The following is a 12308-nucleotide window of genomic DNA, read 5'->3' as shown; positions in this document are numbered from 1 at the left end:
CGGCGTCCCCGCCCGACACCGCCCACCACCCACCGATGTCACGAGCACGGGGGAATGAGTGCGCTGATCCCCCACGTTCGTCACTCCGACCGGCGCGGTGCAGAGGGCGCTGGGCGCTCGACCCCGCGAGTGTCACGAACACGGGGGAATGAGTGCGCTGATCCCCCACGTCCGTGACTCCGGCCGGCGCGGTGCCGTGAGGAGGGGTCCCTCAGAGCTGTGCGGCGCAGGCGGCGAGGCGGTCCTGCCAGCGGGCGGCGAGCTCGTCGGAGGCGGCGTGGCGCTCCAGCAGATCGGGTGCGGGTTCGCGCCGTTCGACGGGCAGCAGGCCGCCGCGGGTGTGCAGGGGCTGCTCGACGAGGTCGCCGGTGAGCAGGCTCGCGGTGCCGAGCCCGCAGGCGTGGGGCAGATCGGGCAGCGCGGCGGCGAGCGCGAGCCCCGCCCCCAGGCCCACGCTGCTCTCGAGCGCGGAGGAGACGACCACCGGCAGGCCCGTCTGCTCGGCGAGGTCCAGGCAGCGCTGCACCCCTCCGAGGGGCTGCACCTTCATCACCAGGATGTCGGCGGCCTCGGCCCGCGCGACCCGCAGCGGATCCTCGGCCCGACGCACCGACTCGTCGGCGGCGATCGGGATGTCGAGGGCTCGGCGCACGGCCGCGAGGTCCTCGAGCTCGGCGCAGGGCTGCTCGGCGTACTCGAGGCCGCCGGCCGCACGGTCCAGCACCGGCAGCGCCGCGAGCGCCTCGTCGCGCGACCAGGCGGCGTTGGCGTCGATGCGGAGCCGGGCCTCCGGGCCCATCGCGTCGCGGACCGCCTCGAGCCGCGCGGCGTCCTCCTCGAGGGAGGATCCCGGATCGGCGACCTTGATCTTGGCGGTCCGTGCCCCGCCGACCCTCGCGAGCCGGTGGGCGAGGACGGGCGCCACCACGGGGATGGTGACGTTGACCTCGACCTCCCGGCGCAGCGGGGCGGGGCGTTCGTCGGTGGCGTCGGCGAGCGCGGCGCGCAGCCAGGCCGCCGACTCCGTCGCCTCGTAGTCCCAGAAGGGGGAGAACTCGGACCAGCCGGCCGGTCCGTGCAGCAGCAGGCCGTCGCGCTCGGTGATCCGACGGAACCGGGTGGTCATGGGGATCGACCAGGCCCGGGCGTCGTCGATGCCGAGGTCGCGCAGGGTGGAGGGGATCAGCATGCGGCCAGCGTAATCAGACGGCCCGTCCGGTGTGACCTCGCAGGCGCCCCGGTCAACGGCCCCGGCGGACCGACTGTGAGGCGGCGAACAGGATCTGGGCGTACGTCTCCCCGGCACGCCCGACCGGGCCGATCACCCGGCGCAGAGTCCGGCCGTCCACGGGTTCGGCGCTCTCCACGGCGCTCAGCGACTCCTCGAGCGAGGACGCGGTCGCACAGATGTCGAGCAGGTGCTCCGGGACCTCGAGCCCCTCCCCCAGGATGCCCACCAGCGGTGTGCCCACGGCCGCGATTTTCGGGAACACGGATCCGGGGATGCCCACGGCGGCCTCTGCGCGTGCGGACGCCGCGAGCGTGCCCTCCTCCGCGATCTCGAAGTCGCTCCACAGCGAGCGGTCCTCCCGCGGGTGCAGCCCGACCAGCACCCTCCTCCCCTGGTCCGCCAGGGCATGCGCGGTGGCGAGCAGCAGCTCGGTCCCCGGTGCCGATCCGCCGGTCGTGTCGGAGCGGGTCACCGACGTCACCGCCAGCACCGTGCCCGGCTCCGGGGCGCGCTGCGGCAGGTCGTCGAGCTCGGGGATGCCCACCACGCGGAGCTCGGGAGCCGAGATCCCGAGGTGCGCCGCGAAGGTCTCGGCCTCGGCCTCGGAGCTCGCGGTGCTCCTCACCAGCCGTGGGCGGAGAGCCGCGGCGTGCGGGCCCTCGACGGCCATCATGTACGCGAGGCTCGAGGCGATCACCGGCAGGTCGGGGAGCGCCCGCGCCACCTGTCCGGGCCAGTCGGTGGCACCGCTGACCACCAGGAGGTCGAGGCCCGACGGGTCGAGCTGCTCGAGGGTGCTGACCGGGACGATCTCGTCGGCGCCGATGCCCTCGAGGTCGGGCACCACCTGGCGGATAGTGCCGCCGCGGGATGCGACCTCGTCCAGCAGGGGCCTGACGTGGTAGGTGCCCCAGGGCTCATTGGTGGCGATCGCGACGCGGAATCGAGGGGCCCTGCCCCGATGGGGTGCGGCGATCGCCGCGGACGGCAGGAGCATCGCGGAGGAGATCGCGGTGGCGGCGAGCAGGGCACGGCGGGAGAGAGGAGCGGTCATGCCCACAGGGTGCCGTGCCGCGACGGAGCCCGGACGGCCCGGAGATGTCCATCCCATGAAGCCTCGGACGTGCCGCCGGACGGCATCGACGGAATCCTGCACCGGCCGACCGGTGAGAATGGGGCGTGATCTCCTCGACCCCATCCGCCGCCCCCGACCACCACCTGCGCCCGGTGCGCGCGGCCGATGCGCCGGCGATCCTCGCCGCCCACCGCTCCGCCGCCGACATGGCGCGCCAGGGCACCGTGACCACTCCCGCCGAGGCGGAGGAGCAGGTGGCCTGGCTGCTCGCCGCGGACCGTCGGGCGACCGCGATCGCGGACGGCTCGGATCACCTCGTCGGCCTGGTGGCGATCACGGTCGATCCGAAGAACCGCTCCGGATGGTTCTTCTACTGGCTGCATGCGGAGCATCGCGGCCTGGGCCTCGGGGCTCGGGCGGCGGCCGCGGTCGCAGAGCGCGCGCTCCGACCGGTGGCCGACGGCGGCTGGGGCCTGGAACGGCTCGAGCTCGGGCATCGGGCGAACAATCTCGCCTCGGGTGCGGTGGCCCGGGCGGCGGGCTTCGTGCACGAGGGCACCGAGCGGGGGAAGTTCCTGATCGACGACGAGCGCGTGGACGTGCTCACCTACGGCCGGCTCCGGACGGATCCGGTCCCCGACACCGCCGGACTACCCTGGGGACCATGACGACCCCGCCCTCTTCGCCGCCCCGTCGGGTCTCCGACACCTTCGATCCGAGCCGCTGGCGGGAGGTGCCCGCGCAGGAGCACGGCGGGCCCGACCTCACCGACATCACCTACCACCGTGCGGTGGAGCGGACCGAGTCCTCCGAGGGCGGGCAGACCGCGCGGGACCTTCCCACCGTGCGGATCGCCTTCGACCGGCCCGAGGTGCGCAACGCCTTCCGCCCGCACACCGTCGACGAGCTGTACCGGGCGCTGGACCACGCCCGGCTCGACACCGGCGTGGGCGTCATCCTGCTCACCGGCAACGGCCCCTCCCCCAAGGACGGCGGGCACTCCTTCTGCTCCGGCGGCGACCAGCGGATCCGCGGCCGAGCGGGCTACGAGTACGCGGCGGAGCAGGAGTACGGCGAGACCGCGCAGGTGCGCACCGGATCCTCCGGACGCCTGCACATCCTCGAGGTGCAGCGCCTCATGCGCACGATGGGCAAGGTCGTGATCTCCCTGGTCAACGGCTGGGCCGCGGGTGGCGGACACTCCCTGCACGTGGTCAGCGACCTCTCGATCGCCTCGCGCCAGCACGCCCGCTTCATGCAGACCGACGCGAACGTGGGCTCCTTCGACGGCGGTTACGGCTCCGCCTACCTCGCCAAGCAGGTGGGACAGAAGCGGGCTCGGGAGATCTTCTTCCTCGCCGAGGAGTACTCCGCCCAGGACGCCTACGACTGGGGCGCCGTGAACCGGGTGGTGGACCACGAGGAGATCGAGGACGTCGCGCTCGAGATGGCGGCGACCATCGCACGGAAGTCCCCGCAGGCGATCCGGATGCTGAAGTTCGCCTTCAACCTCGCCGACGACGGGCTGATGGGCCAGCAGGTCTTCGCCGGGGAGGCGACGCGCCTGGCGTACATGACCGACGAGGCCGCCGAGGGCCGCGACGCCTTCCTGGAGAAGCGCGAGCCCGACTGGTCGTCCTTCCCGCACCCGCAGGGCTGAGATGGCGCCGACCCACCGCGCGGCGAGCACGGACCTGCCCTGGCTGGTCCCGCCCGCCTTCGACGCCTCCGCCGCCTCGCTCGCCGCCCACGCCGCGGCGGTCGGGGAGATGCTGGCAGGACGGGCCCGGCTGTGGCTGGGGCCCTTCGACCCGCCCGCGCAGCTCCCGGCCCGGTTCGAGGACGCCGCGCTCGTGGTCCCGACCTCCGGCTCGACCGGCACGGCCAAGGCCGTGGCGCTGAGCCGGGAGGCGCTGCTCGCCTCCCAGGACGCGACCGCCCGGCTCTTCGCGGCCGACGGCACGGCACCGGAGTCCGGCGGCCACGGGTTCTGGCTGCCGCTGCTGCCTCCCACCCACATCGCCGGCGTGCAGGTGATCGCCCGTGCCCACCGCACGGCCCAGGTGCTGGGGCTGGCCGCCCCTGCGCTGACGGATCCGCTGCCGGACCTGCGCGGCCACTTCGACGCGGCCGCCTTCGCGGAGCTGGCCGAGCCCGCTCTCGAGCAGGCCGCCCGGGCCGGGCTGCCCGCCCTCACCTCTCTGGTGCCCACCCAGCTGACCCGCATCGTCACCGGGTCGACCGGGGCCGACGCCCGGGCCCGCGGGCTCCTGAGACGCTTCGCCGCGGTGCTCGTGGGCGGCGCCGCGACCAGCCCCGACGTGCTCGCCCGGGCGCGCGGGCAGAGGATCGCGGTGCGCACCACCTACGGCTCCTCGGAGACCGCGGGCGGCTGTGTCTACGACCGTCGGCCCCTGCCCGGCGTGGCGCTCGACCTGGAGGCTCCGGACGCGGCGGGCGCCGGCCGGCTGCGCATCGCCTCCCCCACCCTCGCGCTCGGCTATCTCACGGCCGACGGCGGCTCCAGCACGGAGCTGTTCACCCCCGGCCCGTCGCGCCGCTTCCTCACCTCCGACCTCGCCGAGCTCGCCGATGACGGAGCCCTGACCGTGCTGGGACGGGCGGACGACGTCATCGTCACCGGCGGCCGCAAGGTGCTGCCGCAGGACGTGGAGCGCGCGATCGACCGCTCGCTGATGCTGCGCGGCCTGGTGCGCGCGAGCGTGGTCGTCGGCGTCGAGGATCCCGAATGGGGGCGCCGCGTCGAGGCTCTGGTGACCCTCGAGCCCGGGATCGACCCCGCCGAGGCGACGGCCCTGGTGCGCTCGGCCCTGCGCACCTCCGAGGTGCCCGGCCACATGATCCCCAAGCACGTCCACGTCGTGGCCGAGCTGCCGCTGCTGGGGATCGGGAAGGTGGACCGCGCCGCCGCCCGCCGCCTCGCCGCCGAGGGGCAGGATGCGGCCGACGGCGGGATGTGATCCGGTGCAGGGAAGCAGTTCCCCGCTCTGACCGCGACGTATCCTCGAGGAGGCCGCCCTGGGGCGGCCCGGTATCACCCGCCTGATCCTCGAGGAGCACGATGGCCACCCTGTCGCAATGGGTGCAGGGCGCCCGTCCCCGCACCCTGCCGGCCGCTCTCGCGCCCGTCGCCGCCGGCACCGGCGCCGCGATCTGGCAGCTCGAGAGCCTGCACGGCGAGGTCGACGCGGGTCTGGTGGTCCCCCGCGCCCTGCTGGCCCTCGCGGTCTCCTTCTCCCTGCAGATCGGCGTGAACTACGCCAACGACTACTCCGACGGCATCCGCGGCACGGACGACGACCGGGTGGGGCCCTTCCGGCTCACCGGCTCCGGGGCGGCCCGTCCCGCCACCGTCAAGCGGGCTGCCATCGGTGCGCTCGCCCTCGGCGGGCTGTTCGGACTCGTGCTGATCATCGTGGCCCAGATCTGGTGGACGCTCCTGGTGGGCGCCGCCGCGATCGCCGCGGCCTGGTTCTACACCGGGGGGAAGAAGCCCTACGGCTACCTCGGCCTCGGCGAGCTGTTCGTCTTCGTGTTCTTCGGACTGGTCGCCGTCAACGGCACCGCCTACGCCATCACCGGCGCACCCACCTGGGTGGCGCTGCTCGCCTCGGTCGCGATCGGCCTGCTGGCCGTCGCCCTGATGCTCACGAACAACCTGCGCGACATCCCCACCGATGCCCTGTCCGGCAAGCGGACCCTCGCGGTGCGGCTCGGCGAGCGCGGTACGCGGAGCCTCTACGCGGCCACGTTGCTGGTGCCTTTCGTGCTGATGATCCCCGTGGCGGTGGTGCAGTGGCCGGTGGTGCTCGTGGTGCTGGCGCTTCCGCTCGCGATCGGTCCGGTGCGGACCGTGCTGGGCGGTGCCGCGGGCCGCGCCCTGATCCCGGTGCTCGGAGCGACCGGTCGCCTGGAGCTGGTCTACTCCGTGCTCCTGCTCCTCGGCCTCGCACTCTGAGGGCCCTGCGGATCAGCCCCTGAGCTCACCGCGGGAGTCGTGCCCGCCCTCGTCGAGCCGGCCGAGCTCCGGCAGGGCCGCCGGACCCGACGGGTCCTGGCCCTCGGCATCTCCCGCGCCGGCATCGGTCGAGCCGTCAGCGGGCGCGAAGGCGTGGTCGTCGGCCGCATCGTCGGTCTCGGGATCGATCTCGGGGTCGCTGTCCGAGTCCTCGGAGTCCGGGTCCTCGGAGTCCGGGTCCTCGGCCGCGTCCAGCACCGAGTCCTCGTAGTCCGCGTCCTCGTCGTGGACAGGACCGCGGCGCTCGGCACGGCGCTCGTCGGCGGCCTTCCAGCGGAGCGCGGCGGCGCTGCGGAACCTGTCCAGGAACAGGATCGACAGCAGCATCGCGATCAGAGCCGCCAGGACACCGGCGAGCATCACCCCGACGTGCATGAGGGTGAGCAGCCACCAGATCAGGGCCCACAATCCCAGTCGCAGGACGGCGTAGAGCAGGAAGTGACGCATGGGGTCAGCCTAGTTCTCCCGTCCGCGAGGACCCTCCACACCGCCGCGCACGCCACATCCCCTCGCTCGTGACCGCCTCACCCACCGTCCGATCAGGTGCGTTGCCTACACTGCGGTCATGGCCCGCGGCATCCTCGCAGTACTCTCCATCGCCCTGACGGTCTTCGCTCTCGCCGACTGCGTGCAGACCGAGGACGACAAGATCCGCGGCCTGCCCAAGTGGGCATGGATCGTGCTCATCGTGCTGATCCCCTGGGTGGGTCCGATCACCTGGCTGTTCGTCGGCAAGGAGCGCACCCGCCGGGGCGGAGACGGACGCCCGCGCCGCACCGGCCCGATGGCGCCCGACGAGGATCCCGACTTCCTGCGCCGCCTCGACGAGGACATCCGCCGCGAGCGCCGGGAGCGCCGCGAGGACCCGGGAGACGGCGGCGAGGGCTCCTGACCCGGCGCGTCGGCCGACGCCGCGCACGCCGCACCGGCGCGCCGCACCGGATGCAGGACTCGCTGTCCTCCTCACACGAGAGAGCCCGCCGCCGGACCCGAGGGTCAGGCGACGGGCTCTCTCAGCAGCCCTGTGACGGGCTCAGAGACCCGAGTAGGAGTGCAGGCCGTTGATCACCGTGTTGACGATCGTGTAGTTGAAGACCACGGCCACGAAGCCGGCCAGGGCGAATCCGGCGGCACGGCTGCCGCGGAAGCCACCGGTGGCGCGGGCGTGCAGGTAGGCCGCGTAGATCACCCAGATGATGAAGGTCCACACCTCCTTGGGATCCCAGCCCCAGAAGCGGCCCCAGGCTTCGCGGGCCCAGATCGCCCCGAAGATCAGGGTGAAGGTCCAGCACACGAACGCCACCGAGTGGATGCGGAAGCTCAGCGCCTCCAGCACGGTGGAGCTCGGCAGGCGGTCCAGCACGTGGCCGAGACGCCCCCAGTGCTCGGGGCTCTGCTCCCCGTCGGCGGTCCGCTCCACCAGGGCGCGCTCGTGGCGGGCCTGCAGCAGCTGCATAGCGGCCACCACGGCGCCGAGGATCGACAGGGCGGTGGCGATGATGGCGACGCCGATGTGGATGTAGATCCAGTGCGAGTTCTGCAGGCTCGGGGTGAGCTCCGCGGCGGGAACGATCCAGAAGGTCTGCGCGAGCAGCAGCACCAGCAGGACCGGGCCCACCACGAAGGTCCCCAGCGCCCGCAGCTCCGTGCGGCGGATGCTGAAGACCAGGAAGGCGAGCATCACCACGGCGGTGCTGGTGGTCGCGAACTCGTACATGTTCGCCCACGGCACCCGCTGGGTCGCCAGGGCGCGGGTGAGCACGCCCAGGACGTGCAGCACGGTCGCCGCCCCGGAGAGGACGAAGGCGAAGCGCTGCGCGCTCATGGTCCCCTGCGACGGAGCGCCCTGCCCGTTCGGGCCCTCGGCGTCGGCGCCCGCCGCAGCGGGGCGCGCGCCCCCGGCGTCGGCCGTCACGCCCGAGCCGTCGTCGGCCGCACCGACCGCGACGGGCTGGAGGGTGCGAGCCTCCTCCTGCTCCTCCCGATCACGGTCCGCCAGGCGCGCGTCGCTGCGACGCTGCGTGGAGGAGGCCAGATCGGCGCCGAAGCCGATCAGGGCGAGCACGTAGAGGACGATCGTCACCACGAGGGCGAGGTTCGAGATCTGCGCCAGCTGCTCATTGATCACTGTGCACTTCCTTCAGAGGAGTGGTCCGCGTTCCGTGCGGGCCGTTCAGGGTCTGTCTCATACGCGCTCGGGGTCCCATCCTGCGCCTCGGCGAGCGAAGAGGCCAGCGCGCGGACGTCGTCCTCGAGCGCCGGGTCGTCGCTGCGGGCGAGCCCGGCGACCTCGAGCACGGTGCCGTCTGCCGTGGTGCGCACCCGCACCCACACCCGTCGGCGCGGCACGAAGAGCGACAGGACGAGCCCGCCGACGGCCACCAGGGCGCTGAGGAGGATCCAGTGCTCGAACGGGTTGTGGGCGACGTCGAAGGCCGCGTAGCGCCGCAGTCCGTCGAAGCTGACCGAGGTGCCGTCCGGGAGCTTGTACTCCTGGCCCGGGTAGAGGCGGATCAGCACCGGATTGCCGTCCTCGCCCGTGACCGGGGTGAGGCTGGTGAGGTCGACCTCGTAGGCGTTCTGCGGGATGCCGGAGTCCAGGCCCAGGTCGCCCTGGTGGACGGTGAGGGCGAGCTGCGGATCGACCGCGTCGGGGTACAGCGAGTGCGGCCCCTTCTCGTCGATCGTCCCGGTGGGCAGGAAGAAGCCGACCACGGCGGTCTGCTTCGGGCGGGCATCGGGCGCCTTGATGACCAGCTGCGAGGTGTAGCCGGTGTCCCCCATCGGCACCGTGATCACGGGGCCCTCGGCGACGACCTTGCCCTCGGGGTCCTTCACGGTCACCTCGGGGGCGTAGCCGTTGCCCAGCAGGTACATCGACGCGCCCTGGACGTGCAGCGGCTTGTTGACCTGGATGGTCTTGTCGACCTGGTCCTCGCCCGGGGTGTTCACCTGCACATCGGCCTCGAAGGAACGGGGCTCGCCGACGGTGCCGGACTCTCCCGGCTTCACGTAGGTGGCGCGGAAGTCCTCGAGGGTGAAGCGGAAGTCCGGCATCGAGGTCTCGTCGAACCAGGCGCCGGACTCGAAGGAGTCGTACTGGGTCAGCGAGTTCGCGAAGCCGTCGCCCTCGATGACGGTGATCTGACCGCGGTAGCTGGTCAGCTGACCGCCCGCGATGCAGATCAGCACGCCCACGAGCGCGATGTGGAAGGCGAGGTTCCCGGTCTCGCGCAGCAGGCCGCGCTCGGCGCTCACGGACTGCCCGCCGGCCTCCTCGCGGACCTCGGTGCGGTAGCGGGAGCGGCGCAGGGAGCGGCGTGCCCGCTCGATGATCTGCTCGTCGTCGATCTGCTGGGCGTCGATCTGCTGGGCGCCGGAGCCGCCCTCGCGCGCCGCCGCGAGCTCGATCCGGGTGTACCCGGTGAAGCGGGTGAGACGGGAGGGGGTGCGCGGCGGCCGGGCCCGCAGCTGCTTGAGGTGCACGCCGAGGCGCGGCACGATGCAGCCGATCAGCGAGATGAACAGCAGCAGGTAGATCGCGGAGAACCAGGGCGAGGAGAACACCTCGAAGAACCCCAGCGTGTCCAGGAGCTTGCCCCATCGGCCGTTCTCCGCGAGGAACTGCTCGGTGAGCGCGGGGTTCACGCTGCGCTGCGGGTACAGCGATCCGGGGACGGCCGCGATCGCCAGCAGCATGAGCAGGATCAGGGCGGTCTGCATGCTGGTGAGCTGCCGCCACAGGAACAGCAGGGTGCCGCGGAGGTTCAGCGCCGGGGCGCCCACCTGCCGCCTCCCGTCCACCTCGGGCTTGCTGCTCCAGCTGCTCTCCGCCGAGCTGCCGCCCGCAGGGGCGCTCCCGGGGCTGCTCGGGCTCGTCGGGTCGTTCGTACGGTCCTTGCTCATCACACCACCGGCTCGAAGGTCGCGATCAGGCCCTGCAGCCCGCTCATCCATGCCGTCCACACACCGGTCATCAGCAGCACGCCGATCGCGATCAGCAGCGCTCCGGAGAGCAGGCCGATGGTGCGGCGGTGCGAGGAGAGCTTCTTGCTCAGCCCCAGCGCGCGCTCGAACAGGAGCGCGAACAGCACGAAGGGGATGCCCAGGCCCAGCGAGTACGCGAGCGAGAGGATCCCCCCGCGCAGCGCCCCGCCGTCCCCGCCGTCCAGCGAGAGCGCGATGATCGCGGCGTAGGTGGGGCCGATGCAGGGGGTCCAGCTCAGTCCGAAGATCAGTCCCATCAGCGGGGCGCCGAGCAGGCCCGCGTCGGGACGCTTCGAGGAGATCGGGCGGGTGGCCGTCAGGCGCGGGAACACGCCCATGAACACCAGGCCCATGAGGATCACCACCGCTCCGGCGACCCGGTTGATCCACACCGCATGCTCCTGGAGCAGGTAGCCCAGCATCCCGGCGAAGCCGCCGAGGATCATGAACACGACCGCGAACCCGGCGACGAACAGCGCGCTGCCGGCGAGCATGCGGCCGGTCGCGGGTCGCGTGCGGGCGGGAGCGGGTCCGGCGGCGGCGCCCTGGCCGGCCAGCCCGGAGACGTACCCCAGGTAGCCGGGGACCACGGGGAGGACGCAGGGCGAGAGGAAGGCGACCAGCCCGGCGGCGGCGGCCACGGCGAGCGCGGGGAGCATCGAGCCGGAGAGGGCCGCGGCCTGGAACGCGGAGCCGACCTCGCCCGGGGTCATTCGGCGATCACCGCGTCGATCATCGAGCGCAGCGTCGAGGGATCGGCGGCGCCCGAGATCCTCGCGGCCACCCGCCCCTCGCGATCGATGACGAGCGTGGAGGGCACGGCGTTGGGGGCGACGAGACCGCGCAGGGAGTACATGATCTCGGCGTCGAGGTCGGGCATCGAGGGGTAGGTGATCCCGTAGGTCTCCTCGAAGGCGCGCGCGGGACCGCTGGAGTCACGCACGTTGACGCCGATGACGACGAGCTCCTCGTAGTCCTCGTGGATCTTCTGCAGCTCCGGCGCCTCCTTGCGGCAGGGCGGGCAGGAGGCGTACCAGATGTTGAGCATGAGCACCTCGCCGAGGTGATCGGCCGAGGAGAACTCGTCGTCCTCGAAGGTGGTGCCCTGGATGTCGAGCGGCTCGGCGCGGTCGGTGGGGGCGATTTCGGTCGCCACGCCGTCTCCCGAGACGTAGCCGGAGTCGCCGGAGCTGTAGCGGTCGCTCGCGTCGGTGCCGCAGGCGGCCAGCAGCAGGGCGCCGGTCATCGCGCCGGCGGCGCCCAGCAGTCCGCGGCGCGTGGTGTGGGCGCTCATGTCAGCTTCCCTCCGGTGGCATCGACCGCCCCGGCGTAGAGGGACGCGGCCGGCTCGGCGTAGTCGACACCGGCCAGATGCGGGCCGACGAACCGCAGACTGGTGACCGAGCACAGACCGCACTGGCGGCGGCGGGGGTCGTGGAACAGCGGCCTGCCCTCGGCGCTCCGCCTGGTCAGCCAGATGGGCAGCTGGTGCAGCACGAGCACGGCCTCACGGCCCTCGGCCGCGGCACGCGCGTCGTGGACCGCGGAGACCACCCGCGCGACCTGGTCGCGGTAGGGCTCACCCCAGGAGGGGCGGAAGGGGTTCGCGAACCAGCGCCAGTTGCGCGGGTCGCCCAGACGCGCCTCGCCGTGCCCCATGCGGTGGCCCTCGAAGTGATTTCCCGATTCGATCAGCCGCTGGTCGGAGGTGATCTCGAGCCCGTGCGGGCCGGCGATCGGAGCGGCCGTCTGCTGGGCGCGCAGCAGCGGGGAGGAGCGGACCAGGGCGATGTCGGCGTCGGCGAGATGCTCGCCCACCAGCGCCGCCATCTGCTCACCACGATCGCTGAGCCGATACCCCGGGAGGCGTCCGTACAGGATGCGCTCGGGGTTGTGCACCTCGCCGTGGCGGACGAGGTGGACCGTGGTGGTGGTCATGGACAGATCCTTCTTTCGCTCACGCGCTGCGGGCTCGG

The 12308-nt window shown here is 72.9% G+C and carries 13 protein-coding genes; 5 read left to right on the top strand and 8 right to left on the bottom strand.

Going from position 1 to position 12308, the window contains the following annotated elements:
• Positions 1 to 211: 211 nt before the first annotated feature.
• Complete coding sequence (locus tag CFK41_RS04395; RefSeq protein WP_096798574.1) at positions 212 to 1189, bottom strand: o-succinylbenzoate synthase; 978 nt, start codon at positions 1187 to 1189, stop codon at positions 212 to 214.
• Between the two features lie 52 nt (positions 1190 to 1241).
• Entirely contained in the window at positions 1242 to 2285 is a 1044-nt protein-coding gene (locus CFK41_RS04390) for a hypothetical protein (RefSeq protein ID WP_096798573.1), read from the bottom strand.
• Positions 2286 to 2410: 125 nt separating this feature from the next.
• On the opposite strand from CFK41_RS04390, the gene CFK41_RS04385 reads away from it, so the two are divergent.
• From CFK41_RS04385 to CFK41_RS04370, 4 genes are all read left to right on the top strand, one after another.
• Positions 2411 to 2974, top strand: coding sequence for a GNAT family N-acetyltransferase (locus tag CFK41_RS04385; RefSeq protein WP_227873204.1), 564 nt, complete (start codon positions 2411 to 2413; stop codon positions 2972 to 2974).
• Complete coding sequence (locus CFK41_RS04380) at positions 2971 to 3966, top strand: 1,4-dihydroxy-2-naphthoyl-CoA synthase (RefSeq protein ID WP_096798572.1); 996 nt, start codon at positions 2971 to 2973, stop codon at positions 3964 to 3966. Before CFK41_RS04385 ends, CFK41_RS04380 begins: the two co-directional genes overlap by 4 nt.
• A 1-nt stretch (position 3967) precedes the next feature.
• Positions 3968 to 5287 (top strand): AMP-binding protein, encoded by a 1320-nt coding sequence (locus CFK41_RS04375; protein WP_096798571.1) that lies wholly within the window; start codon positions 3968 to 3970, stop codon positions 5285 to 5287.
• Between the two features lie 101 nt (positions 5288 to 5388).
• Positions 5389 to 6285, top strand: coding sequence for a 1,4-dihydroxy-2-naphthoate polyprenyltransferase (locus CFK41_RS04370; RefSeq protein WP_096798570.1), 897 nt, complete (start codon positions 5389 to 5391; stop codon positions 6283 to 6285).
• Between the two features lie 12 nt (positions 6286 to 6297).
• Here the strand turns inward: CFK41_RS04370 and CFK41_RS04365 are convergent, their stop codons facing one another.
• Positions 6298 to 6792 carry a DUF4229 domain-containing protein gene (locus CFK41_RS04365; RefSeq protein ID WP_096798569.1) on the bottom strand — a complete coding sequence of 165 codons (495 nt, stop codon included), beginning with the start codon at positions 6790 to 6792 and terminating at the stop codon, positions 6298 to 6300.
• A 118-nt stretch (positions 6793 to 6910) separates the two neighbouring features.
• On the opposite strand from CFK41_RS04365, the gene CFK41_RS04360 reads away from it, so the two are divergent.
• On the top strand, positions 6911 to 7237 hold the full coding sequence (locus tag CFK41_RS04360) for a PLD nuclease N-terminal domain-containing protein (RefSeq protein ID WP_096798568.1): 327 nt from the start codon (positions 6911 to 6913) through the stop codon (positions 7235 to 7237).
• A 141-nt stretch (positions 7238 to 7378) separates the two neighbouring features.
• Here the strand turns inward: CFK41_RS04360 and ccsB are convergent, their stop codons facing one another.
• Genes ccsB through CFK41_RS04335 form a run of 5 tightly spaced genes read right to left on the bottom strand, consistent with a single transcriptional unit; the run spans position 7379 to position 12270 of the window.
• On the bottom strand, positions 7379 to 8473 hold the full coding sequence (ccsB, locus tag CFK41_RS04355) for a c-type cytochrome biogenesis protein CcsB (protein ID WP_096798567.1): 1095 nt from the start codon (positions 8471 to 8473) through the stop codon (positions 7379 to 7381).
• A complete protein-coding gene (resB, locus tag CFK41_RS04350; protein ID WP_096798566.1) occupies positions 8470 to 10251 on the bottom strand; it encodes a cytochrome c biogenesis protein ResB in 1782 nt (593 codons plus the stop codon). The genes ccsB and resB overlap by 4 nt, the downstream gene beginning before the upstream one ends.
• On the bottom strand, positions 10251 to 11045 hold the full coding sequence (locus CFK41_RS04345; protein ID WP_096798565.1) for a cytochrome c biogenesis CcdA family protein: 795 nt from the start codon (positions 11043 to 11045) through the stop codon (positions 10251 to 10253). Before CFK41_RS04345 ends, resB begins: the two co-directional genes overlap by 1 nt.
• Entirely contained in the window at positions 11042 to 11626 is a 585-nt protein-coding gene (locus tag CFK41_RS04340; RefSeq protein ID WP_096798564.1) for a TlpA family protein disulfide reductase, read from the bottom strand. Before CFK41_RS04340 ends, CFK41_RS04345 begins: the two co-directional genes overlap by 4 nt.
• The gene (locus CFK41_RS04335) at positions 11623 to 12270 is read right to left on the bottom strand and encodes a histidine phosphatase family protein (RefSeq protein WP_096798563.1); all 648 of its coding nucleotides are present in this window, start codon (positions 12268 to 12270) and stop codon (positions 11623 to 11625) included. The genes CFK41_RS04340 and CFK41_RS04335 overlap by 4 nt, the downstream gene beginning before the upstream one ends.
• Positions 12271 to 12308 lie beyond the last annotated feature (38 nt).

The organism is Brachybacterium ginsengisoli (genome assembly GCF_002407065.1).
GTDB lineage: Bacteria > Actinomycetota > Actinomycetes > Actinomycetales > Dermabacteraceae > Brachybacterium > Brachybacterium ginsengisoli.
Note: the sequence above shows the minus strand (reverse complement) of the source record. Positions and strands in the feature narration are given on the sequence as shown.

Excerpts from the sequence above, each read along its gene's own strand:
- CFK41_RS04395 (WP_096798574.1), bottom strand. The coding sequence starts at position 1,189 with ATGCTGATCCCCTCCACCCTGCGCGACCTCGGCATCGACGACGCCCGG.
- CFK41_RS04390 (WP_096798573.1), bottom strand. The coding sequence starts at position 2,285 with ATGACCGCTCCTCTCTCCCGCCGTGCCCTGCTCGCCGCCACCGCGATC.
- CFK41_RS04380 (WP_096798572.1), top strand. The coding sequence starts at position 2,971 with ATGACGACCCCGCCCTCTTCGCCGCCCCGTCGGGTCTCCGACACCTTC.
- CFK41_RS04375 (WP_096798571.1), top strand. The coding sequence starts at position 3,968 with ATGGCGCCGACCCACCGCGCGGCGAGCACGGACCTGCCCTGGCTGGTC.
- CFK41_RS04370 (WP_096798570.1), top strand. The coding sequence starts at position 5,389 with ATGGCCACCCTGTCGCAATGGGTGCAGGGCGCCCGTCCCCGCACCCTG.
- CFK41_RS04365 (WP_096798569.1), bottom strand. The coding sequence starts at position 6,792 with ATGCGTCACTTCCTGCTCTACGCCGTCCTGCGACTGGGATTGTGGGCC.
- CFK41_RS04360 (WP_096798568.1), top strand. The coding sequence starts at position 6,911 with ATGGCCCGCGGCATCCTCGCAGTACTCTCCATCGCCCTGACGGTCTTC.
- resB (WP_096798566.1), bottom strand. The coding sequence starts at position 10,251 with ATGAGCAAGGACCGTACGAACGACCCGACGAGCCCGAGCAGCCCCGGG.
- CFK41_RS04345 (WP_096798565.1), bottom strand. The coding sequence starts at position 11,045 with ATGACCCCGGGCGAGGTCGGCTCCGCGTTCCAGGCCGCGGCCCTCTCC.
- CFK41_RS04340 (WP_096798564.1), bottom strand. The coding sequence starts at position 11,626 with ATGAGCGCCCACACCACGCGCCGCGGACTGCTGGGCGCCGCCGGCGCG.
- CFK41_RS04335 (WP_096798563.1), bottom strand. The coding sequence starts at position 12,270 with ATGACCACCACCACGGTCCACCTCGTCCGCCACGGCGAGGTGCACAAC.